The organism is Lentzea xerophila (assembly GCF_051094245.1).
In the GTDB taxonomy this organism is placed as follows: domain Bacteria; phylum Actinomycetota; class Actinomycetes; order Mycobacteriales; family Pseudonocardiaceae; genus Lentzea; species Lentzea xerophila.
Map to the genome: position 1 here is coordinate 1,427,001 of NZ_CP194934.1, position 22,198 is coordinate 1,449,198.

Below are 22,198 nucleotides of genomic sequence, written 5' to 3' on the forward strand. Positions count from 1 at the left end.
ACATGAGGATCGCAGTCATAGGTGGGGGAATCGGCGGGCTGTGCCTGGCGCACGGGTTGCGCAGGGCCGGCGTGGACGTGGCGGTGTACGAGCGCGAGCTGTCGCGCACGGACCGCTTGCAGGGATACCGGGTGCACATCAACCCGGACGGTGCCGCCGCGCTGAAGGAGTGCCTGCCCGCGGAGGGGTGGGCTCGTTTCGAACGGAGTGCGGGCAGTGGTGGCAACGGGTTCGGCTTCCTGACCGAACAGCTCACGCCGTTGCTGGTGCTGGACGCCGAGCCCGAGCGGCACTACTCGGCCAGCCGGATCACGCTCCGCCAGGTGTTGCTCGACGGCCTGGACGTCCGGTTCGGCAAGCGGTTCGAGCGGTACGAGCAGAGCGACGACATCACGCTGTACTTCGAGGACGGCACCACGGCGTCGTGCGACGTGCTGGTCGGCGCGGACGGGATCCGGTCACGGGTGCGTCAGCAGTACCTGCCGCACGCGGGAACGGAAGAGGTCGGGATCACCGCGGTCGCGGGGAAGCTCTTCCTCGACGAGCACGACTGGATTCCGCGCGATCTGCTCGTCAGGGCCAACTCGATCGTCCCGACCGGCAGATGCGGCATGTTCCTGGCGGCCCACGACGGCCTTGGCCACTCGGATCACGACGGCTTGCTGTTCGACAACGTGCGCCCGTACCTGATGTGGGCGTACGCGGCCAGGGACCTCGACGTCCGCAACGGGTTGCAGTCCGAGGTGCTGCGGCGGATCGGCGGGTGGAGCCCCGATCTGCGCAGGATCGTCGAGTCGTCGCATCCGGAGACGGTCAGTCAGTGGCACATCAGGTCGTCTAAGCCGATCGAGCGTTGGCAGCCAACGAACGTCACGCTGCTCGGCGACGCCATCCACGCGATGACACCGATGAGGGGCATCGGAGCGAACATCGCACTGAAGGACGCGCAACTGCTCGCGCGGTGCATCACCGAAGGCGGCGACGCCATTGCCCGGTACGAGGCGCAGATGTACGAGTACGGGTTCGCGGCGGTGCGCGACTCGCTGCGGGCGGCGAGGCAGTTCGCGGAGGGCAGCCCGGTGTCGCGGACCCTGTTCCGGACGGTGCTCAGGACGGCCGCGGCGGTGCCCGCGTTGAAGCGCGCGATGTTCTGAAGATCGATGTGAACCGATCTGGCGTGCTCTGCGTGTGATGGGCGTTGGAGGGCACGAGCCAGGAGGTCCAGGATGATCCGCAAGAGCGTTGCGGTCGTCGCGCTGGGGTTGGTCTCGTTGACGGCCTGCGCGGGCACACCGGAGAGCAGGCCGGTCGCGCAGCAGCAGGAAAGCGTTGTGGCGCTGAACGTCGCCGAGAACGCGGACCTCGGTCCCGTGGTCACCGACGCCGGGGGTTTCACGCTCTACCGGTTCGACGGCGACACGGCCCAGCCGCCGGTGTCCACTTGCGACGGTGGCTGTGCCGCGACCTGGCCGCCGGTCTACGTGGAGGGCGAGACGCCGCGGGTGAAGGGCATCGACCCCAAGCTGCTCGGCACGATCACCCGCGAGGACGGCAGGAAGCAGCTCACGGTCGCGAACTGGCCGCAGTACACCTTCAAGAACGACGGCAAGCCCGGTGAGGCCAAGGGTGTCACCGTGCCGAAGTGGTTCGCCACCGCCACCGACGGCAGGAAGGCCCAGCAGAACAAGGCGATCGCGTTGACCAGCGCGACCGTCGCGGACCTCGGCGTCGTCGCCACCGACGCCGGCGGCATGACGCTCTACCGGTTCGACGACGACTCGGCGGACCCGCCGGCGAGCACCTGCTCCGGCGGGTGCGCGGCGCAGTGGCCGCCCGCGTTCGTCAGCGAGGGTTTCCAGGTGCAGGGCGTGGATTCCTCGCTCGTCGGGACGATCGAGCGGGACGGCAAGAAGCAGCTCACCATCGCGGGGTGGCCGCAGTACCTGTTCGCAGGGGACAAGGTCTGCGGTGAGGCCAACGGGCAGGGCGTTGGCGGGAAGTGGTGGGCCACCAAGGCCGACGGAAGTCGCGCCGGCCGGTAGAAGGGGAGAGAGCGGTCCCGGCGGGAGACTTCCCGCCGGGACCGTCCCGTTCTACCTCAGGCGCAGCAGGACGGCCTGCTCCGGTTCCAGCACCGGCAGCTGGATCCCGACCTCCGACAGCACGGAACCGGGCAGCTCCACCGGCTCCCAGAGCGCGGCCTTCGGCTGCGTCAGCCGGGGCAGGCCGGCGGGGGCGTCGAACGACAGCCGGTACGTCCGTGCCGGGTCGAGCCCGGGCAGCCGCACCCGTCGTGGCTTGTTCTGCACCGACGTCGTGAGCTGCGCGTAGCAGAAAAGTGCCTCCGACTGGTCGGTGGCAACGACTCCGTGCACCCAGGCCGCGGGATCCGGGTGGTCTGAGTGCACGACGACGCCGCTGTGCAGCAACGCCCGCGCGTCCTTGTAGTACTCGATCGCGGCCTGCAGCCCGGCCCGGTCCTCGTCGGTGGCCGAGTTGATGTCCCACTCGATCCCGAAGTGCCCGAGCATCGCCGTCGCGACGCGGAACGACAGGTCGTGCACGCGTCCGGTCGTGTGCGACTTCGTGGGGCCGACGTGCTGGCCCATCAGCTCCGGCGGCAGGAACACGCCGGTCCACCGCTGGATCAGCTGGCGTTCCAACGCGTCGTTGCAGTCCGACGTCCACACGCGGTCCGTGCGCGCGAGCACGCCGAGGTCGATCCGCGCGCCACCGGACGAGCAGCTCTCGATCTCCACGTGCGGGTGCCGGAGCCGCAGCTCGTCCAGCAGCCGGTAGAACGCGGCGGTCTGGTCGTGCACGCGGGAGCCGATCAGGTCGCGGTTGTGGTCCCACTTCACGAACGCGATGTCGTTGTCCGCCAACACCGACGAGACGCGGTCGAGGATGTGCGCGTAGGCCTCCGGGTGCGCGATGTTCAGCACCTGCTGGTTGCGCGACGGCGGCGGCAGCACGCCGGGACGCGGGCCGAGCACCCAGTCCGGGTGGGCGCGGTAGAGGTCGGAGTCCGTGTTGATCATCTCGGGCTCGAACCACAGACCGAACTCCATGCCGAGCGCGCGGACGTGCTTGATCAACGGCGTCAGGCCGTCCGGCCACACCGTCTCGTCGACGTACCAGTCACCGAGCCCGGCGGAGTCGTCGCGGCGGTGGCGGAACCAGCCGTCGTCCAGCACGAACCGCTCGACGCCGATGGCGGCGGCGGTGTCGGCCAGCGAGGTCAGGCGGGCCAGGTCGTGGTCGAAGTACACGGCCTCCCACGTGTTGAGCACGACCGGGCGCGGCCGCAGCTCGCGCTCGCGCAACTGCCGGTGGAACGCCGCGCTGATGCCGTCGATGCCTGCGGAGGAGTAGGCCGCGTAGAGCCACGGCGACTCGTACTCCTCGCCCGGGGCGAGCGTGATCTCGCCCGGCAGCAGCAGTTCGCCACCGCCCAGGACGGGCAGACCGTCCACCAGGTTCTCCGCATACGTCACGTGGTTGCCGCTCCACGCCACGTGCAGCGCCCACACCTCGCCGTCGCGGAACGAGAAACCCGGTGTGCCGGCCAGCAGCCCGATGGTCGCGTCGTGCCCGGTGCGGCCACGACGGTTCTCCCGCACCCATGAGCCGTACTGGAAAGCCTGCCGTTGCGGCGCGCGCTCGCGGCTCCAGCGCCCGGTGAAGTCGAGGAGTTCGGCGGCGTGCGACGGGATCGGGAGCGCGGTTTCCAGGCCCTCCACCGAATACGGCGTAGTGCCGTCGTTGCGGACGGCGTGCCGGAGGCGGAGCATCCCGGACGCCAGCAGCTCGACCGTGCCGGTCACGGTCAGCTCGGCGGCCTCGTCCGACGCCACGTAGCGGAAGATCGAGTCGGCCTCCCCGGAGAACGACGTCACCGCCAGCGAGGGCGCGAAGTGCTCGCCGCCGCGGTGGCCGCGCAGGCCGGGGCGACCGGTGTACCCGGCGCCGGCGTCGGGCAGCAGCGCGAGTGGGACCGGGAGGTCCGGCGCGTTGTTCGGGTTGGTCCACGACACGGCGCCGGCCAGCCCGCGCAACGCGGCCTCGCCGACGTCTCCGAGCGTGCGCCCCCAGTGCGTCACGACCGGCAGGCTCGCGCCGTGCAGGGCGATGACGACGCTGGAGCTGTCGTCGTGCAGGTGCACGACTTCCGGGTTGTTCATGCGGGCCCCGTCCACATCAAACAGAAATGAACAATGGGCCGATCCTGAGACGCGGAACTCGCCTTGTCAAGCGTTGGAGAATGTTGAGTTGTGTCCGTTTCAGCTGGAGCACTGCGGGGCTTGCAACTCGGCCAACCGCGGCCCCTCCGGCTTCCACGTCATGGCGTCGAGGCCTGCCAGCGTGAGCGGTGCGTCGATGCTCTGAGCTGGGAACTTCTGCGCCTTGTCCAGGTAGTCCTGCAACTTCGGAACGAGTTCGCCGAGGCCCTTGCGGCGTCCGGCGACCAGTTCGTCGCCTCGGGGCACCGGCGACGGACCGATGGCGTCGTACGCGGTCTTCGACTCCGTGTACATGTCACGGAGTTTGGTGAGGGATGCGACCACGGCCGGCCGGTCGGCTTCCGTCGGCTGCTGTCCCTGGGCGAACTTCGGGGCCGTGGCGACCACGGCGCTCACGACGAGGATCGGTTTGTCGGCGGCGCAGACCTGGTCGACCCACGCCTGTACGGCCGCTTGGTCCGGGGTCGCGGAAGGGGGCGGAGATGCGACCGGCGGCGGCGAGGAACACCCCGCCGCCGCGATCACGAGCGAACAGATCAGGATCCGGTGCACATGGTCAGACAACCAGACTGAGCAACGCGGCGACCACGAAACCGACCACCGAGAGAATGGTTTCGAGGACGGTCCACGACTGCAGCGTCTCCTTGACCGACAGGCCGAAGTACCGCGAGACGATCCAGAACCCGCCGTCGTTGACGTGCGAGGCGATGATCGACCCGGACGCGATGGCCATGACGACCAGCGCGAGCTGCGGCTGCGAGTAGTTCAGGTCCGCCAGCACCGGTGCCACGATGCCCGCGGTCGTCACGATCGCGACCGTCGCCGAACCCTGCGCGATCCGGATGACGCAGCTGATCACGTACGCCAGCGCGATCACCGGCAGGCCGATGCCGGACAGTTCGCCCGCCAGCGTCTTGCCGATGCCCGTCGCGGCCAGCACGGCGCCGAAGAAGCCACCGGCACCGACCACGAGCAGGATCATCGCCACCGGGCGCAACGAGGCGCCGGACAGCTCCGCGATCTTCTCGCGGGTCATGCCGCGCCGGAAACCCAGCAGCCAGAACGCGAGCAGCACCGAGATCGTCAGCGCCACCGCGGGCGTGCCGAAGAACGTCGCCACCGAGTAGAGGCTGGAGCCCTTCTGCAGCAGGATCGAACCGAACGTGCCGGCGAGGATCAGCACCAGCGGCAGGCCGATGATCGAGAGCACCAGCCCGAGCGACGGCGGTTCGCGGTCACCGTTGTCGGCACGCGCCGCCTCGGCCGCGACCAGCATCTCCTCCGGCACCGGCACGGTGAGGCGCTTGCCGATCCAGTACGAGTACAGGACACCGCCGACGAACCACGACGGGAGCGCCACCGCGAGACCCATGATGATGATCCAGCCGAGCGACACCCCGAGCAGACCGGCCGCCGCCACCGGTCCGGGGTGAGGTGGCATGAACGCGTGCATCACGGACAGACCCGCGAGCAACGGCATGCTGAACAGCACGATCGACTTGCCGCTGCGCTTGGCGGCCACGTAGACCAGCGGTGCCAGCACGAAGATGCCGATGTCGAAGAAGACCGGCACACCGAAGATCAGACCGGCCAGGCCGATCGCGACCGGCGCGCGCTTCTCGCCGAACGCGCTCATCAGCTTGTCCATCAGGACCTGGGCACCACCGGACGCCTCGAGGATCGCGCCCAGCAGCGTGCCGAGTCCGATGATCGCGGCGATGTGCCCGAGGATGGAGCCGAAGCCCTTCTCCAGCAACGAGTCCGAGGCCTTCTGCGCCGACCCGACGAGCGTCTCCGTCGGGACGCCCGCGGCCAGTGCGACCAGGAGCGCGACGACGATCAGCGCGATGAACGGCTCGACCTTGAACCTGATGATGAGCAGCAACAGCACCGCGATGCTGACTACCGCGAGGGTGAGCAAGCCCCCTGTTGAGTGTTGCAACCAGTCGATCACGGGCGGCTCCTGAGTGAATGGCCTGGCAATGCGCCGGTGGCGGTTCCGTCGTCGATCACCGGTACCCCGTTGCAGAACACGTACGGGATGCCGGCGGCCTGCTGGCGGGGGTGGTCGAACGTCGCCGTGTCGGCGATCGCCGAGGCGTCGAACAGCACGAGGTCGGCCGCGTAGCCCTCGCGGACCAGACCCCGGTCGGTGAGCCGCAGTCGCCGGGCTGCCCTGCCGGTGAGGTGCTCGACGCACTCCTCCAGGCTCAGCACGCCCAGCTCGCGGACGTAGCGCGCGAAGTAGCGGGGGAACGTGCCCCACGCGCGCGGGTGCGGCCGGTCGCCGACGAGCAGGCCGTCGCTGCCGCCCGTGTGCGCCGGATGCTTCATGATCGCCTGCACGTTCTCCTCGTGGCCCACGTGCATGAGGCAGGAGGTACCCAGGCGTTCGTCGACCAACACGTCGAAGTACAGGTCGGCGGGCGCACGTCCGAGGCGTGCCGCCGACCGCAGGACGCTCGCGCCGACCAGGTGCGCGTTGCGGTCGTTGCGGACACCGTTGATCTCGATGGAGTCCCAGTCGACCGGCACGCCGTGGCACCCGTCCGAGCCGGTCTCCTCGATCTCGGCGCGGATGCGTTCGCGGGTGTCCACATCGGACAGGCGCGCCAGCGCCTTCTCCGGCCCGCCCTCCGTCGCCCACGACGGCAGCAGCGCACTCAGGTAGGTGGCACCGGGCAGGTACGGGTAGGTGTCCAGCGAGATGTCCGCGCCACCGGCGATCGCGTCGTCCAGCAACGTCAGCAACTCGGGCGCACGCCCCTTGTTGACCGGGAAGTTCATCGTCGCGTGGGCGAGGTGCAACGCGCAGCCGGACCGCTTCGAGACGTCGACCATCTCGGCGTACGCCTCCAGCGCGCCCGCGCCGTAGCTGCGGTGGTGCGGACTGTAGAACCCGCCGTGCTGCCCGACGACCTCGCACAGCCGCACGAGCTCGGACGTGTCCGCGTACATGCCCGGCGTGTAGGTGAGCCCGGACGACATGCCCATCGCGCCCTCGGCGAGTGACTGCGCGAGAACGGACCTCATCCTGTCCATTTCGGACTCGGTCGGCGGCCGGTCGTCCCAGCCGACGACGAGCATCCGCAACGTCCCCTGCGGCACCAGGTACGCGGCGTTGACCGCGATGCCCTGGTCGAGCCGGTCGAGGTACTCGCCGACCGAGCGCCAGTTCCAGTCGAAGCCCGGCGGGTCGTCGTTCCACCCGGCGAGCTGGCCGCGCAACGTCGCGAGCACCTCGTCGTCCACCGGCGCGTACGACAGCCCGTCCTGGCCGAGCACCTCGGTCGTGACGCCCTGCGAGACCTTCGCCAGGTGGTCCGGCTCGGCGAGGACCCGCAGGTCGGAGTGCGAGTGCATGTCGATGAACCCCGGCGCGAGCACGAGCCCGTCCGCGTCGATCGACCGCGTGGCGCTCACCCCGTCGCCGATCGACGAGATGACGCCGTCCTTGATCCCCACGTCCGCCCGGTAGGCGGGTGCGCCGGTGCCGTCGGCGATCAGTGGTCCGCGCAGGACGACGTCGTCCATCGGAACGCTCCTTCTAGAAGTAGGTGCGGATCAGGTCGACCACGGTCGTGCCCTCGACGACCGGGATCAGCTGCCACTTGTCGAACACCGTGCAGGGATGCGAGAGACCGAGGCCGATCCAGTCACCGACGCGGACCGCGGACTCCGGCCCCAGCGACAGGAACGCGTGCTGGTCGTTCATCGCGGTGACCTTCGCCTGGGTCAGCGGCGCGATGGCTCCGTCGCCGCGGCGCACGAGCTGCGGTTCGGGCAGGCCCTCGTCGAACGACGCGTCGCGCTTGCCGATCGTCAGCAACGCCAGGTCGCGCTGCGGCCGTGACGTCACCTGGGCCCACGCCCGCAGGGCGCTGCGGAACGGCTCCACGCCCTCGATCCGCGAGAACGGCGAGATCCCGCGGTAGAAGCCGTCGTCGTGCGTGACGTACGCGCCGCTGCGCAGCACCGGGGTCACCGGCACCGGCCACGGCTGGGCCAGGGTCGCCGCCACCTGGTCGAAGTACGCGCTGCCGCCGGCGGTGACGATCACCTCGTCGAGTTCGTCGAGCATCCCGGCGTCGGCCACGCGCAGCACGAGAGACCGCAGGTCGGTGAGGTAGCGGTCCACAATGGACTGCGACGACTCGGAGGCGTCGTGGGCCAGCGCGCCTTCGTAGCCGCTGACGCCTGTCAGCCGCAGCACCGGGCTCTGGTCGATCGCGCGGGCGACGGAGAGCGCGGTCTCCGGGTCGCGGGCGCCGGTCCGTCCGCCGGGTGCACCCAGCTCGACCAGCACGTCGACCGGCCGCGACGGCTGGAACTCCTGCAGCGTCTCGCTCATCAGCGCGACGCCGGCCTCGGAGTCGGCCCAGCAGCTGAACTCGAAGCGCGGGTCGCGGTCCAGTTCGCCGACCAGCCAGCGCAGCGCGGCCGGGTCGAGCAGCTGGTTCGCCAGCATGATCCGGCTCACCCCGAACGCCCGGTAGACGCGCAGCTGCGAGGCGTTGGCCGCGGTGAGGCCCCACACGCCGTGCTCGAGCTGCCGCTGGAAGAGCTGCGGTGCCATCGTTGTCTTGCCGTGTGGCGCCAGCTTGACGCCGTGGTTGTCACACCACTTGGCCATCGTCGTCAGGTTGTGCGTCAACGCGTCCGCGTCGAGCACGACGAGCGGGCCGACGAACTCGTCGGCGAACAGGTCGAGCCGCCGGTCCGCGACCTCGCCGATGGTCGAGCCGAACGTGCTCGACGGCAGGCCCTTGAACCGCCAGCTCACCTGTTCGGACCTGATGTCCGCGACGGCCGAGAGGTCCATCTCCGTCAGTTGTTGCATATTTTGCAACTCCCATTGCGCGATGTGATGCTGGAGTGTGTAGCATTCGGGTGCGCCGCCGTCAACGAACACCTCTGGAGCACGCATGCGGTTCGAACACGTCGGCGGTGTCGTGTGCCTCGGCGAGACCATGGTGATGATGGTTCCGGCTGAACCCGGTCCCGTGCATCTGGTACGCACCTGGCACCGCGCCGTCGGTGGCGCCGAGTCCAACGTCGCCTGCCACCTCACGCGCCTGGGCGTGCGGTCCTCGTGGGTCAGCTCGGTCGGCGACGACTCGTTCGGGCGGGCGGTGCTCGACGTGGTCGGCGGCTTCGGCGTGGACGTCTCGGCGGTGCGGATCGACTCGTCCCGCCCGACCGGCCTCTACGTCAAGGAGGCCTCGCCCCACGGCAGCCCGGTGCGCTACTACCGGCGCGGTTCGGCGGCGTCGGGCATGGGCCTCGAGATGATCGACCGGCTCGGGCTCGGCGAGGTGAAGCTCGTGCACCTCAGCGGGATCACCGCCGCCCTGTCCGACTCGTGCCTCGCGATGATGCGGGAACTGCTGCGCCGGCCGCGCCACGGGTTCCGGATCTCGTTCGACCTGAACTGGCGGCCCGCGCTGTGGTCCGACCGCGACCCGCGGGTGCTGCGGGAGCTCGCGGACCTGGCGGACGTGGTGCTGGCCGGCTCCGACGAGGCGGAACTGGTGTGGGGCACCGGCGATCCGTCCCGGTTGCGGAAACTGCTGCCCGGACCGGCGTCGCTGGTGGTGAAGCACGGCGCGGAGGGCGCGACGCTGCTGGAGGGCGGTTCGTCGTACTTCGAACCGGCGCTGAAGGTCGCGGTCGTCGAACCCGTGGGCGCGGGTGACGCTTTCGCGGCCGGGTTCCTCGCGGCCACACTGGCGGGGGAGAGCCCGTCCGTGCGGTTGCGCGCCGGGCACCTGCAGGCGGCCTCCGCTTTGCTCACCGCGGAGGACGTCGGAGATCCTTTGCCGGAGGACGTGACAGGTCCGCTGCTGCACGCCGACCCGCAGACCTGGGCGTCCGCCCGCCTGGAGGTATAGATGAGCCAGAGCCTCGACAGAGCGCTCACCCTGGTGAGCCAGCTCGCGACGGGCCCCAAGACGCTGGACGAGCTGTCCGGCGTGATCGGCGTGCACAAGTCGACGACGCTGCGCCTGCTGCGCACGCTGGAGTCGCACCGCTTCGTGCAGCGCGACGGCGTGCACCACTACCGCCTCGGCACCGCCCTGTTCGACCTCGCGAACCTCGCCCTGGAGGAACGCGACGTCCGCCGTGCCGCCGAACCCGCGTTGCGCGAGCTGAACTCCCGCCTGGGCCACACCGTCCACCTCGCGTCCTATGAGGACGGTGAGGTCATCTACATCGACAAGTACGAGTCCAGGCACCAGATGCGGATGTACTCGCGCATCGGCCGCCGCGCGCCGTTGCACTGCACCGCCGTGGCGAAGATCCTGCTGGCCGACCTGCCCGCTCCCGCCCTGCAGAAGGTGCTGGCCGGCATGGAGTTCCCGCGCCTGACCGAGAACACCATCCTCGGCCCCGCGGCGTACCTGGCCGAGCTCGACCGCGTGCGCGCCAACGGCTACGCCGTCGACAACTCCGAGCACGAGGACTTCATCCACTGCATCGCCGCCCCGATCAAGGGCGCGCGGGGCGAGGTGCTCGCCGCGGTGTCGATGTCCGTGCCGAAGGTGCTGCTCGACTACGACGGCCTGCTGTCCCACCTGCCCGACCTGCTCGCCACCGCCGAAGCTGCATCAGTCGAATGCGGTTATGTTCCAAGATGAGGGAGTTTCCGTTGTCCAAGGTTGAGATCAAGACCGCCGACGCGCCGCAGCCGGTGGCCCGTTTCTCGCAGGGTGTGCGCAAGGGCAACATCCTGCAGGTGGCCGGTCAGGTCGCGTTCGACCCCTCCTCGGGCGAGATCGTCGGCACCACCGTCGCCGAGCAGACCCGCCAGACGTTCGCGAACCTGCACGCCGTGCTCGCCGCCGGTGGCGCGTCCATCGACGACGTGGTGATGATCCGCGTCTACCTCACCGACACCGCGCACTTCGCGGAGCTGAACGAGGTCTACGGCGAGTTCGTGACCGACCCGGCGCCTGCGCGCACGACCGTCTACGTCGGACTGCCCGCCGGTCTGCTGGTGGAGATCGACGCGCTGGCCGTCGTCGACTGACCTGTTCGTCGGGCGGGGCGTGTCCGTTGCGGGCACGCCCTGTTCGCGTTGTGCGGTTGTGACGCGCGTCTTGCGGCTCACAGGCGGTAAAACGCCACTCACCGTTGTGGCAGCATCCGCGACATGAAGTGGTACGCGGACAGACCGGGCAGGCTCACGCGTCAGCTGATCGCCGACCTCCTAGCCGTGGCATGGGTGGCCCTCTGGATCTGGGTGGCCACCACCGTCCACGACTGGGTCCTCGGACTGAGAGCTCCGGGAGACGGCCTGGTCAACGCCGGTGGCGACATCCGCGACGTCTTCACCAACGCCGCGGACAAGGCCAGGGGCGTTCCCTTCGTGGGCAACGACCTGGCCGGTGCGCTCGGCAACGGCACCAAGGCCGGCGAGACGCTCACGAACGCGGGCAACGCGCAGATCAGCGTCGTGCAGGACACCGCGTTCTGGCTCGCCGCGGCCATCGTGGTGGTCCCGGTGCTGTTCCTGCTGATCACCTGGCTGCCGATCAGGCTCCGGTACGCGCGCAGGGCCGCCACCATCCTGAAGCTCAGGGACAAGCCCGACCTGCTGGCCCTGAGAGCGCTCACCAGCCTGTCGCCGCGTGAGCTGGGCAGATTCGACGGTGACCCGGCGGTCGCGTGGCGCACCGGGGACACCGACGTCATCGACGAGCTGGCCGGTCGTCAGCTCGCGGCACTGGGGGTGCGGGCATGATCACCCTGGCAGTGGTGGCCGCCGTGGTGGCGATGTGCGCCACCGCCGTGTCGTTGTGGCAGGCCCGCGAGGCGAAGCGAGCCCAGGAAGCCGCCAGGTCCGCCCAGGAAGCCGCGGTGAAGGCCCAGGAGGAGGCGCAGGCGGCGCGCAAGGCCGTCGAGCAGGCCACGTCCAGCGCACTGCAGGCCAGGACGGCGGCGGAGGAGACCAAGAAGGCGGCCGCGACGGCCGAGGAGGCCGCCACGGCGGCGCGGATGCTGGCCGACGAGGCGCAGCTCACCGCCCACCAGGTGGCGGTACAGGTCAACGAGCTGGTCGAGGCCCTCGAGGCCGAGCGCAGCCGCCGGGGCATGCCGACGTTCGCCATCACGCCCGGCGCGCCCGACGAGTTCCGGCTCAGCTACTTCGGCGGGCCCGCCGTCATCGAGCAGCTCACCGTGTCGGTGGTGCCGGGCTCGCGGGTCCTCGGGCTCTCGCAGTACGACGAACCACCGGCGGAGCACCTCGAGGTGGGGCCGCTCCACAACGGCTCCGCCATCACCTTCCGGGCCGCGACCGGCCAACGGGCCAGCGCGGTGTTCCAGGTCAGGGCGGAGCCGTGGGAACCGGTCGTGGTCAGGGCGGATCAGTAGACGGGACCGGTGTACTTCTCGCCGGGACCCTGGCCCGGCTCGTCCGGCACGGCGGAGGCCTCGCGGAACGCGCGTTGCACCGACTGCAGGCCGTCCTTCAGCGGCGCGGCGTGCGGGCCGAGGTACTCCGAGGTCGCGGTGACCAGGCCGGCCAGGCCGGTGATCAGGCGGCGGGCCTCGTCGAGGTCGCGGCGCGGGGAGTTGTCGGGGTCCGGGTCGGCGAGGCCCAGGCGCTCCGCGGAGGCGGACAGCAGCATCACCGCGGCCCGGCTGATCACCTCGATGCTGGGGACATCCCCGAGGTCACGGGCGTTCAGAGCGCTGTCTTCAAGCGGATCGGTCACGCCCACATTCAAGCAAGCGGACGTCACGGGGCCGCGATTCGGGGGTTGACAAGAGCGTCTGCTACTATTTCCGACGCGACCAGCTCTCGTTAGTGCGAGAGCGGCAAGTGGAGCCCCGCTCCCACCCGCGATCACCGCTTCTTGAGGTGGCCGGGTCCGGTCCTCCTGAACGCCAGGGCACACGGGTGCCCGACGGTACAGGTTTGTGATCGGTCGGAAGCGGGCCCTGTCGTCGACATCGACGACGGGGCTCTTGTCTTTGGCGCAACCGAGTCTCAAAGGACGTGAATGACAAGTCCCTCGAACCGCGGTGCACCCGTCAGCACCGAGCCGCGCATCAACGACCGGATCCGCGTGCCCGAGGTCCGTCTGGTCGGGCCGAACGGCGAGCAGGTCGGGATCGTTCGCATCGAGGACGCACTCCGACTCGCGCAGGAAGCGGATCTGGACCTCGTAGAGGTCGCCGCTCAGGCTCGCCCGCCGGTCTGCAAGCTGATGGACTACGGCAAGTTCAAGTACGAGACGGCGCAGAAGGCCCGCGAGTCTCGTCGGAACCAGCAGCTGACGGTCATCAAGGAGCAGAAGCTCCGCCCGAAGATCGACCCGCACGACTACCTGACGAAGAAGGGCCACGTGGCCCGCTTCCTCTCGCACGGGAACAAGGTCAAGGTGACCATCATGTTCCGCGGTCGCGAGCAGTCGCGCCCCGAGCTCGGCTACCGGCTGCTGCAGAAGCTGGCGGAGGACGTCGCGGAACTGGGCTTCGTCGAGTCGAACCCCAAGCAGGACGGCCGCAACATGATCATGGTGTTGGCGCCGCACAAGAACATCAAGCCGCGCGCGGTCAAGCAGGACGACGGCGCGCCCGAGGCGGACGACACCGCTTCGGACGAGGCTTAGGACGCACGCCCGCCCCCGACCCGGTGGGTAGCACGAGACGAGGACGGAAATGCCGAAGAACAAGACGCACAGCGGGACCTCGAAGCGGTTCAAGGTCACCGGCAGCGGCAAGATCCTCCGGGAGAAGGCCGGCAAGCGCCACATCCTGGAGAAGAAGTCCAGCAAGGTGACGCGTCGCATGAGCGGCACCGCGGTCGTGTCGGAGAACGACGCCCCGCGCATCAAGAAGCTGCTCGGTCTCTGACCCGCTTCGACACCCCCTAGCTAATTCGGGCGGCGGCAGCGCCAAGTTTTCTGGCGAACTCCGCCTCCCCATGAGATCGACAGGATGGACCCGTGGCACGCGTCAAGCGGGCTGTAAACGCCCAGAAGAAGCGTCGTACCACCCTTGAGCTGGCGAGCGGTTACCGCGGCCAGCGCTCGAGGCTGTACCGCAAGGCCAAGGAGCAGGTGCTCCACTCGCTCAACTACGCGTACCGCGACCGGCGTGCGCGCAAGGGCGACTTCCGCAAGCTGTGGATCCAGCGCATCAACGCCGCTGCCCGCGCGAACGGCATGACGTACAACCGCCTGATCCAGGGTCTGCGCCTGGGCGGCGTCGAGGTCGACCGCAAGATCCTCGCGGACCTCGCCGTCCACGACGCCAACGCCTTCACGGCCCTCGTCGAGATCGCCCGCAAGGCGCTCCCGGCCGACGTGAACGCTCCGGCCGGGAGCCAGGCCTGAGCCAGCACCACGGCGGACACCACCGACCCGAGGCAGCTCCGTTCACCGAACGGACGCCTCGGGTCGTTGCTGCTCGCCACCTGACCCGCCGCCAGGGCCGTGACAAGGCAGGCCGGTTCCTCGTCGAGGGCGCCCAGGCCGTGCGCGAGGCACTCGCCTGGAAAACCGGTGCGGTGCACGAGCTCTTCGTCACGGCGACGGCCGCGGAACGCAACGCCGAACTGCTCCAGACAGCCACGAACCAGGGCGTCCGGATCAGCGAGGTCGACGACAAGGCCGCCGCCTCGTTGTCGGAGACCGTGACGCCCCAAGGGCTCGTCGCGGTCTGCGACGTCGTGCCGCAGCCGCTCGACGCCGCCCTGCGGGGCACCCCGCGTCTGGTCGCGGTGCTCTACGGCGTCTCCGATCCCGGCAACGCGGGCACCGTCACGCGCGTGGCCGACGCGGCCGGCGCCGACGCGGTGATCTTCGCCGGTGACACGGTCGACCCGCACAACGGCAAGTGCGTGCGCGCCTCCACCGGCTCGCTCTTCCACCTGCCGATCGCTCGTTCCCGCGACGCGGACGAGGTCTTCGCCGCCTGCCGCCAGGCCGGGCTGAGGCTCGTGGCCGCCGACGGGTACGCGAAGCAGGACCTGGTCGAGGCCTCGGCGAACGGCGAACTGGAGCAGCCCACCGCCTGGGTCTTCGGCAGTGAGGCGCACGGCCTGCCCGACGACGTCGTGGCGAAGCTCGACACCTCGCTGAAGGTGCCGCTGTACGGCGCGGCCGAGAGCCTGAACCTCGCGACGGCCGCCGCGGTCTGCCTCTACGCCTCCGCGCGGGATCAGCGGAATTGAGCTGACGGGCGACGGGCGCGCGATCTACTGTGCGCCCGTGCGTGAACCCGAGATCGAACTCCTGTGCTCCCAGCTCGCCTCCTATTACGTCTTCCCGGACACGGCCAACGAGATCGCGAAGGTCCTGCGCTCCCGGCTGGACCAGGGCGCCTACTCCGATGTGGACGATGAGGAGTTCGCGGCGAGGGTGACCGCGGACCTGCAGAGCGTCAACGGCGACAAGCATCTCCGCCTGCTGCACAGCACCGAGGAGATTCCGGAGACCGGCCAGGAGACGGCCTGGGACCCGGTGGCGCACCGGAAGGAAGCCGAACTGGACGCGTTCGGCGTCCGCAGGATCGAGCGCCTGCAGGGCAACGTCGGGCTGCTGGAGCTCACCCGGCTCTACGACGCCGGGATCGCCACGCCCGCCATCACCGCGGCCATGAACCTCATCGCGCACACCGACGCGCTGATCATCGACCTGCGCGACAACGGCGGCGGGGACCCGCACACGGTCGCGTTGATCTGCAGTTACCTCTTCGACGAACCCGTGCACCTCAACGACATCTACAACCGCCCGGACGACACGACCCAGCAGTTCTGGACGCTGCCGCACGTCCAGGGCCCGAAGTTCGGCGGCAGCAAGCCCGTCTACGTGCTCACCAGCAGCCGCACGTTCTCCGGCGCGGAGGAGCTGAGCTACAACCTCCAGCAGAACGAGCGCGCCACCCTCATCGGCGAGACCACCAGGGGTGGCGCCCACCCCGGCGACCGCTACCGGGTCGGCCCGCACCTCAAGTCCGCTGTCCCCAACGGCCGCGCGATCAACCCGATCTCCGGCACCAACTGGGAGGGCGTCGGGGTCGTCCCGCACGTCCAGGTGCCCGCGGACACCGCGTTCGAGGTCGCCTACGAGAAGGCTGTCCAAGCCCTCTCTTGATCTTGATGAGGGGAGCTTTCATAAACCTGAGGTTTATGAAAGCTCCCCTCATCAATCAGTCGAGCCGGGCGGTCAGCTCCCGCACGAGCGGATCGGTGCCGGACGGCTTGTTCTGCCGCCGCAACGCTTCCGACAGCATCGACAGCACGTTTCCGACCTGGTTGTCGTCGGGCAGCAGCGATGCCGCCCGGCGCGCCTCGGCCTCCGCGCCCTCGGCGTCGTCGGCGACCAGCAGCACGTGCGCCGCCTTCAGCACGACGAACACCCGCCAGCCCTCGTCGCCCAGCGACACCACGAGCTCCTCGGCGTCGCGGTAGTGCTTCATCGCCAGCGCGAACTCACCGACCTGGCCGTGCACCCACGCCCGGATCGCGGCGATCTCCGCCTGCCGGCGCGTGACCTCGCGCGGCTCGTCCAGCAGCGGCAGCAGCGCCTCCGCCTCGTCGACGGCCGCACGGGTCTGGGTCACCTCGTCGTCGGGCAGGTTGGACGCGAGCTCGACCAGCGAGCCGATCGCCTCCGTGAGGTTGTCCTCCTGCTGCCACAACGCGGCGGCCGCGCGCCAGGACGCCGTCGCCTCGTCGTGCTTGCCCAGCCCGTTCTGCACGGACGCGAGCGCGTCGAGCAGGAACGCCCGGCGGCCCGTCTCCTCGGGCGGCAGCAGTTCGGAGGCCTCGCGCAGGTACCGCTCGGCCGCCGGGAGCTCGCCCAGCTTGCGGCACACCTGGCCGAGCCGGAACACCACCTGCAGCCGCAGGTCCTCCTGGCCCTCCTGCAGCAGCCGCAGCGACTCCTCCAGCACCTCGGCCGCCTCGACGAACCGGTTCGTCTGCACGTACCCGCCGCTCAGCGCGAAGCAGAAGTGCGCGGTGTGGCCGAGGGACAGGTGCACGCGGGAGATCGCCACGGCCTCGCGGAGGTCGCCCAGGCAGGCGCCTTCCTGGTCCAGCTCCTGGATCGTCGCGACCTGGTACCAGCGGGCCTCGGCGGATTCCGGCAGCGGGAACGCCGACACGAACGCCCGTGCCGTCGCGATCGCCTCCGGGACCTTGCGCAGCAACGTCTCCAGCCGTAGCCGCAACCGGTAGCCCTCGAACCGGGCGTTCAACGGCAGTGTGCCGGCCATGGCCGCCACGACGTCCGCGTACGCGCCGTCGAGATCCTGTTGCCGCGCCCGGTGTTCCGCCGCCTCGATCGCGACCCGCCCGCGCAGCTCCGGAACGTCCAAAGAGGACGCCAGTGCGAGCATCTCGCCGGCCCGCTCGTGCGCGTGGGCGTTGTCGAGCAGTTCGGCCAGCGACAACGCCGCGACCGTGCGCGTGTAGTCCGACGCCGCCTCGGCCAGGCACCGCTCGGCGAGCTCCTGGCCGCCTTCGAGGCCCATCGCGAGCCGCGCCTGGTACCGCAGCGCGAGGTCGGCGGGCAGCGCCGTCAGCAGCTGGTCGAAGACCTCGGGGTCGAACGGCACCAGCCCGGTCGTCATCCGCCGGATGCCCGCGTGCGCGGCGAGGTCGGGCGGCAGCAACGAGTCCATGTCCGCGGGCAGCGAGTCGAGCATCCGCCGCGCCTTCACGAAGTCGCCCTGGTCGTACAGCAGCACCATCGACTCGGCGATCTCCACCGGGTCGCCGAACACGACGGACTCCTCGGCGGGAGGGGTCACCGGAGCGGACGGCACCGCCAGCTCGACGGCCGGGTAGTCGGCCTGCTCCAACGCCCTGGTCACCCGCTCGATCCACGCCGACGTGCCGTTGCGCTCGTCGAACTGCTTCGCGAGCTGCACCGCCCGCTTCGACAGCCGGTCGAGCAGCTCGGCGGCGGTCCGCGAACCGACCGCCGGGACCTCGAACACGGTGTCCGCCGGAAGTCGTCGCAACAGAACGGAAGCGCACTCGGCGAACGACATCTCGTCGGCAGGCAGCTGGGTGGCCTTCACCTTGTGCAGCGACCGGCGCAGGATGTCCTCGCCGCGCGCCAGGTTGCCCGTCAGCGCGCAGAACCGGATGTGCTCGTGCACGTACGAGGTGATCTCGTCTTCCTTGATCAACCGGTACGCGGTCGTGTGCGCGTGCGCGGCCTTCTCGGCGTCGCCGATCTCCAGCAACGGCCACAGCAGCGCGGTCAGGATGCCCTGCGGCTGCGTGGCGCAGCCGGTGTTGCCCGACAGGCCCTCCCAGCCGTGCGCGGCGGCCTCCTGGTGCCGGCCGAGCCGCGCCAGCATCCAGACCTGCTCCTCGATCACGCAGGCCTCGCAGTCGGCCATCGGCCCGCGTTCGGTGGCGAGGTAACGCCCGAGGTGCTCGGCGAGCCCGGTCATGTCACCGACGTGGTAGGCGAGCTCGGCGCGGGCGCCGTGCACCGGCTGCACCGAGAAACCGAGCCGCCCGTAGCGGTCCGCGAGCTCGCCGATCACGGCCTTCAGCTGGTCCAGCGAGAACCGCGGGTCCCGGCGCAGGCCCGTCGCGATCCACTTGTGCGACCAGTTCAGCGAGCGGACCTCGTAGTCGTTGAACGCCTCGGGGTCCTTCTCCTCGGCGGCCCGCACCCACGCGAACGGCGCCAGCATCAGGTCGTAGCGCGACAGGTAGTACGCCGAGTCGATCATCGCGACCCGGCACGAGACCCCGAGCGGCAGGTGCCCGAGCGTGTCGGACATGCGCGCGGCCCGTTCCAGCGCCTCGTGCTTCGGCATGCCCGCCGGCATGTGGTACGCGTCGAGGAACGCTCTTTCGGCGTCCTCAGCGGTGAAGTCGGCCATGTTCACTTACCCCCAACGGCGCGGTCCAGCAGTTCCAGGAACGAGCGGTTCAGCGCCGCCGTGTCCTTCGGTCGCATCGGCCGCCGAGCCTGCAGAACGGCGTGCACGTAAAGAGATTCGAGTGTCAGCTCCACCAGCGACGGGTCGGTCAACCGCGCCAGCCGCTGCACGAGCGGGTTGCGGCAGTTGAGCACCAGCTGTTCCGGGCGCGACGACGACGAGCCGGCGGTCAGCTGTCCCAGCAGCTCGGCCCACAGCGGGTCCGTGGTCTCCTCGGCGGTCTGCTCCGTGTCGAGCTTGCGCTGCTGCTCGGCGTTGCTGATCAGCAAAGCGGGCAACGAGACCGGGTCGAAGTCGCGGATCACCGCGTCGCAGTCGTGCCGGTCCAGCGCCGCCGCGCCCTCGGACAGCCGCAGCCGCAGCGCCGTCTCGATGTCCGGTTCCGGATCGGCCAGCGCCGCCAGCAGCTCCGTCGGCGCGACCCGGCGGGCGACGGCAGGGCCGTCCAGCGCGCTCAGCCGGTTCAGCAGCTCGAGGTCGTAGGCGTAGCCGGCGTTGACCAGCCCGAGGCCCTGCGCGGCCGCGACCGGCGCGAGCTGGTGGAACTCGTCGACGTCCGGGATGTAGAGGATCGCGCCGTGCTTGCGCCTGAACTGCCGCAACGGGACCGGGCCGTCCGTGGTCTCGAACGGCAGCCAGCGCTCGACCAGCCGCAGCATCTCGTCGTCCGACCGCGCGAGCGACTTGATGCCCAGGTGGTGCGCGGCCAGCAGCTCACCGGCCCGGCGCGGCTCGATCGCGTCCAGCCTGATCAGCCAGTCGCGGATCTGCTCGCCCAGCTCCTCGCGCACCGCGAGCAGCATCTCGTCCTGGTACAGCGACTCGCGCGACGCCGTCGGCCGGATCGCGGACGCGTCGACCACGCACCGCACGAAGTACGCCCAGTCCGGCAGCAGGCCCTCGACGGTGTCGCCGACCAGCATCCGCTTCAGGTAGACCCGGTGCGTCTGGCGCGTTCCGGGGTGCACCCCGGACGGCAGCACGAACGCGACACCGGTCAGTCCCGCCGCCTCGACCTCGATCGGGATCGCCTCGAACGGCGTGAACCCGAAGATCTGCTCGCAGTACTCGGAGAGGTCGGCGTCCTCGTCGTCCCACGGCCGTTCGCCTCGGGTCACGACCGCGCCGTCCAGCGTCACGACGGCCGGCAGCAGATCGCCGTAGTCGCTCACCAACGGCCGCACGACGTCGGCCTCCAGCCAGTGCTCGTTGCCGCGCGAGGCACTCAACCGCACCGTCGTGCCGACCGGCACGTCACCGTCCGCGGTGTCTACTTCGGACACGGTGTAGTTGCCGGACGAGTCCGCCTCCCACCGCACGGCCGGACCACCACGAGCGGACCGCGTGACGACCGTCACGGAGGAGGCGACCAGGAAGCACGACAGCATGCCGACGCCGAACTGGCCGAGGAACCCTTCGCGGGCGAACCCGAGGTCGTCTCTTTTGGAGGTGCGGCCGAGCGTGGACAGCAGCTCGTGGACCTCGGTCTCGGTGAGCCCGATGCCGGTGTCGGTGATCGTCAGCGTGGGACCGCAGGTGATCGTGACGTCGGCGGGGCACGACGGGTCGAGCTCACGCCGTGCCGTGATCGCGTCGACGGCGTTCTGCAGCAGTTCGCGCACGTAGACGCGTGGACTGCTGTACAGGTGGTGGCTGAGCAGGTCGATGATGCCGCGCAGGTCGACGCGGAAGGTGTGCGACATGATGCCGCTCATCCTAGGGACGGCGGGGCGGTCCATGCCGCTGTTTATGCGCAAGGGCTGAGGTCACGGACTGGGGGTTCGGATCGTGCCGGAGATCTCCGGCACGCTCGCCGGCCCTGCCCTGATCGGTCACCACCGCGACGCAAGGGGCCGGTAGCCGCGCCCTAACGGAACGGGCGAGAGTGGTCAGGACGGCACCGACTAGGATCGGCCTGTTTATTTCCGATGTCCGCGACGGGAGCTGTTTTACAACCATGTCCGGAGCCAACGACCCGTACGACCCGAAGCAGGTCGCGGCGCTGTCGGCCGAGAACCTCGACGCGGCCGTGCAGAAGGCGCGCGAGGCGTTCGCCGGAGCTGCCGACCTGGAGGCACTGGCCGCGGTCAAGCCCGGCCACCTCGGTGACCGGTCGCCCGTGCTGCTGGCCCGCCGCGAGATCGGTGCACTGCCCCCGAAGGCCAAGGCCGACGCCGGCAAGCGCGTGAACGAGGCGCAGTCCGCGATCAGGACCGCGTTCGACGAGCGCCACGCCGTGCTCCAGGTCGAACGCGACGAGCGGGTGCTGCGCGAGGAGTCCGTCGACGTCACGCTGCCCTGGGACCGCTTCCCGCGCGGCGCGCGCCACCCGATCACCACGCTCGCCGAGCGCATCGGTGACGTCTTCGTGGCCATGGGCTACGAGATCGCCGAAGGCCCCGAGCTCGAGACCGAGTGGTTCAACTTCGACGCGCTGAACTTCGGCAAGGACCACCCGGCCCGCTCGATGCAGGACACGTTCTACATCGCGCCGGGTGACTCGCAGCTGGTCCTGCGCACGCACACCTCGCCGGTGCAGGCCCGTACGCTGCTGGAGCGCGACCTGCCGGTGTACGTCGTGTGCCCCGGCCGCACGTTCCGCACCGACGAGCTCGACGCGACCCACACCCCGGTGTTCCACCAGGTCGAGGGCCTCGCGGTCGACAAGGGCCTGACGATGGGCCACCTCAAGGGCACCCTGGACGCGTTCGCGCGCGCCATGTTCGGCGAGGACTCGAAGACCCGCCTGCGTCCCAGCTTCTTCCCCTTCACCGAGCCGTCGGCCGAGGTCGACGTGTGGTTCCCGGAGAAGAAGGGCGGTGCCGGCTGGGTCGAGTGGGGCGGCTGCGGCATGGTCAACCCCAACGTGTTGCGCGCCACCGGCGTCGACCCGGACGTGTACTCCGGCTTCGCGTTCGGCATGGGTCTGGAACGCACCCTGCAGTTCCGCAACGGCCTGCCCGACATGCGCGACATGGTCGAGGGCGACGTCCGCTTCACCCAGCCTTTCGGAACGGAGGCCTGATCCG

Annotated in this window: 21 protein-coding genes; 13 read left to right on the top strand and 8 right to left on the bottom strand. The window is 70.0% G+C overall.

All coding sequences use genetic code 11. The features are described from left to right. The first annotated feature begins 2 nt into the window (after positions 1–2). Positions 3–1,154, top strand: a complete 1,152-nt coding sequence (locus tag ACRSBM_RS07050; RefSeq protein WP_434440820.1) for an FAD-dependent oxidoreductase — start codon at positions 3–5, stop codon at positions 1,152–1,154. 72 nt (positions 1,155–1,226) lie between these two features. Then, positions 1,227–2,042, top strand: coding sequence for a hypothetical protein (locus tag ACRSBM_RS07055; RefSeq protein WP_434440821.1), 816 nt, complete (start codon positions 1,227–1,229; stop codon positions 2,040–2,042). Between the two features lie 51 nt (positions 2,043–2,093). On the opposite strand, the gene ACRSBM_RS07060 is transcribed toward ACRSBM_RS07055, so the two are convergent. From ACRSBM_RS07060 to ACRSBM_RS07080, 5 genes are all read right to left on the bottom strand, one after another. After that, positions 2,094–4,184 carry an alpha-galactosidase gene (locus ACRSBM_RS07060; protein WP_434440822.1) on the bottom strand — a complete coding sequence of 697 codons (2,091 nt, stop codon included), beginning with the start codon at positions 4,182–4,184 and terminating at the stop codon, positions 2,094–2,096. A gap of 99 nt (positions 4,185–4,283) precedes the next feature. After that, positions 4,284–4,796 carry a hypothetical protein gene (locus ACRSBM_RS07065; protein WP_434440824.1) on the bottom strand — a complete coding sequence of 171 codons (513 nt, stop codon included), beginning with the start codon at positions 4,794–4,796 and terminating at the stop codon, positions 4,284–4,286. 4 nt (positions 4,797–4,800) lie between these two features. Beyond that, positions 4,801–6,198 (bottom strand): GntP family permease, encoded by a 1,398-nt coding sequence (locus ACRSBM_RS07070; protein ID WP_434440826.1) that lies wholly within the window; start codon positions 6,196–6,198, stop codon positions 4,801–4,803. Then, positions 6,195–7,778 (bottom strand): N-acyl-D-amino-acid deacylase family protein, encoded by a 1,584-nt coding sequence (locus ACRSBM_RS07075; RefSeq protein WP_434440828.1) that lies wholly within the window; start codon positions 7,776–7,778, stop codon positions 6,195–6,197. The genes ACRSBM_RS07070 and ACRSBM_RS07075 overlap by 4 nt, the downstream gene beginning before the upstream one ends. A gap of 13 nt (positions 7,779–7,791) precedes the next feature. Beyond that, complete coding sequence (locus ACRSBM_RS07080; RefSeq protein ID WP_434440829.1) at positions 7,792–9,084, bottom strand: amino acid deaminase; 1,293 nt, start codon at positions 9,082–9,084, stop codon at positions 7,792–7,794. 85 nt (positions 9,085–9,169) lie between these two features. Between ACRSBM_RS07080 and ACRSBM_RS07085 the strand changes: the two genes are divergently transcribed. The 5 genes from ACRSBM_RS07085 (at position 9,170) to ACRSBM_RS07105 (ending at position 12,620) form a co-directional block, all read left to right on the top strand. Next, positions 9,170–10,135 (top strand): sugar kinase, encoded by a 966-nt coding sequence (locus tag ACRSBM_RS07085; RefSeq protein ID WP_434440831.1) that lies wholly within the window; start codon positions 9,170–9,172, stop codon positions 10,133–10,135. After that, on the top strand, positions 10,136–10,882 hold the full coding sequence (locus ACRSBM_RS07090; protein ID WP_434440832.1) for an IclR family transcriptional regulator: 747 nt from the start codon (positions 10,136–10,138) through the stop codon (positions 10,880–10,882). Between the two features lie 11 nt (positions 10,883–10,893). After that, on the top strand, positions 10,894–11,274 hold the full coding sequence (locus tag ACRSBM_RS07095) for a RidA family protein (RefSeq protein WP_089923748.1): 381 nt from the start codon (positions 10,894–10,896) through the stop codon (positions 11,272–11,274). A gap of 123 nt (positions 11,275–11,397) precedes the next feature. Then, complete coding sequence (locus ACRSBM_RS07100) at positions 11,398–11,988, top strand: hypothetical protein (RefSeq protein ID WP_434440834.1); 591 nt, start codon at positions 11,398–11,400, stop codon at positions 11,986–11,988. Then, positions 11,985–12,620 (top strand): hypothetical protein, encoded by a 636-nt coding sequence (locus tag ACRSBM_RS07105; RefSeq protein WP_434440836.1) that lies wholly within the window; start codon positions 11,985–11,987, stop codon positions 12,618–12,620. Before ACRSBM_RS07100 ends, ACRSBM_RS07105 begins: the two co-directional genes overlap by 4 nt. On the opposite strand, the gene ACRSBM_RS07110 is transcribed toward ACRSBM_RS07105, so the two are convergent. After that, positions 12,614–12,964, bottom strand: coding sequence for a DUF1844 domain-containing protein (locus ACRSBM_RS07110; protein ID WP_434440838.1), 351 nt, complete (start codon positions 12,962–12,964; stop codon positions 12,614–12,616). The genes ACRSBM_RS07105 and ACRSBM_RS07110 overlap by 7 nt on opposite strands. Positions 12,965–13,252: 288 nt before the next feature. On the opposite strand from ACRSBM_RS07110, the gene infC reads away from it, so the two are divergent. From infC to ACRSBM_RS07135, 5 genes are all read left to right on the top strand, one after another. After that, positions 13,253–13,864 (top strand): translation initiation factor IF-3, encoded by a 612-nt coding sequence (gene infC, locus ACRSBM_RS07115; RefSeq protein ID WP_434440840.1) that lies wholly within the window; start codon positions 13,253–13,255, stop codon positions 13,862–13,864. Between the two features lie 49 nt (positions 13,865–13,913). Continuing rightward, positions 13,914–14,108 (top strand): 50S ribosomal protein L35, encoded by a 195-nt coding sequence (rpmI, locus tag ACRSBM_RS07120; protein WP_086663968.1) that lies wholly within the window; start codon positions 13,914–13,916, stop codon positions 14,106–14,108. 92 nt (positions 14,109–14,200) lie between these two features. Next, positions 14,201–14,590: a 50S ribosomal protein L20 gene (rplT, locus tag ACRSBM_RS07125; RefSeq protein ID WP_434440841.1), complete on the top strand. Its 390-nt coding sequence runs from the start codon at positions 14,201–14,203 to the stop codon at positions 14,588–14,590. Next, on the top strand, positions 14,587–15,429 hold the full coding sequence (locus tag ACRSBM_RS07130; RefSeq protein WP_434453003.1) for a TrmH family RNA methyltransferase: 843 nt from the start codon (positions 14,587–14,589) through the stop codon (positions 15,427–15,429). The genes rplT and ACRSBM_RS07130 overlap by 4 nt, the downstream gene beginning before the upstream one ends. A 37-nt stretch (positions 15,430–15,466) precedes the next feature. Next, the gene (locus ACRSBM_RS07135) at positions 15,467–16,351 is read left to right on the top strand and encodes a S41 family peptidase (RefSeq protein ID WP_434440842.1); all 885 of its coding nucleotides are present in this window, start codon (positions 15,467–15,469) and stop codon (positions 16,349–16,351) included. Between the two features lie 55 nt (positions 16,352–16,406). Here the strand turns inward: ACRSBM_RS07135 and ACRSBM_RS07140 are convergent, their stop codons facing one another. Then, entirely contained in the window at positions 16,407–19,109 is a 2,703-nt protein-coding gene (locus ACRSBM_RS07140; RefSeq protein WP_434440844.1) for a hypothetical protein, read from the bottom strand. A gap of 2 nt (positions 19,110–19,111) precedes the next feature. Further along, positions 19,112–20,908: an HSP90 family protein gene (locus tag ACRSBM_RS07145; RefSeq protein ID WP_434440846.1), complete on the bottom strand. Its 1,797-nt coding sequence runs from the start codon at positions 20,906–20,908 to the stop codon at positions 19,112–19,114. Between the two features lie 218 nt (positions 20,909–21,126). Between ACRSBM_RS07145 and pheS the strand changes: the two genes are divergently transcribed. Beyond that, entirely contained in the window at positions 21,127–22,194 is a 1,068-nt protein-coding gene (gene pheS / locus ACRSBM_RS07150; protein WP_434440848.1) for a phenylalanine--tRNA ligase subunit alpha, read from the top strand. The last annotated feature ends 4 nt before the right edge of the window (positions 22,195–22,198 follow it).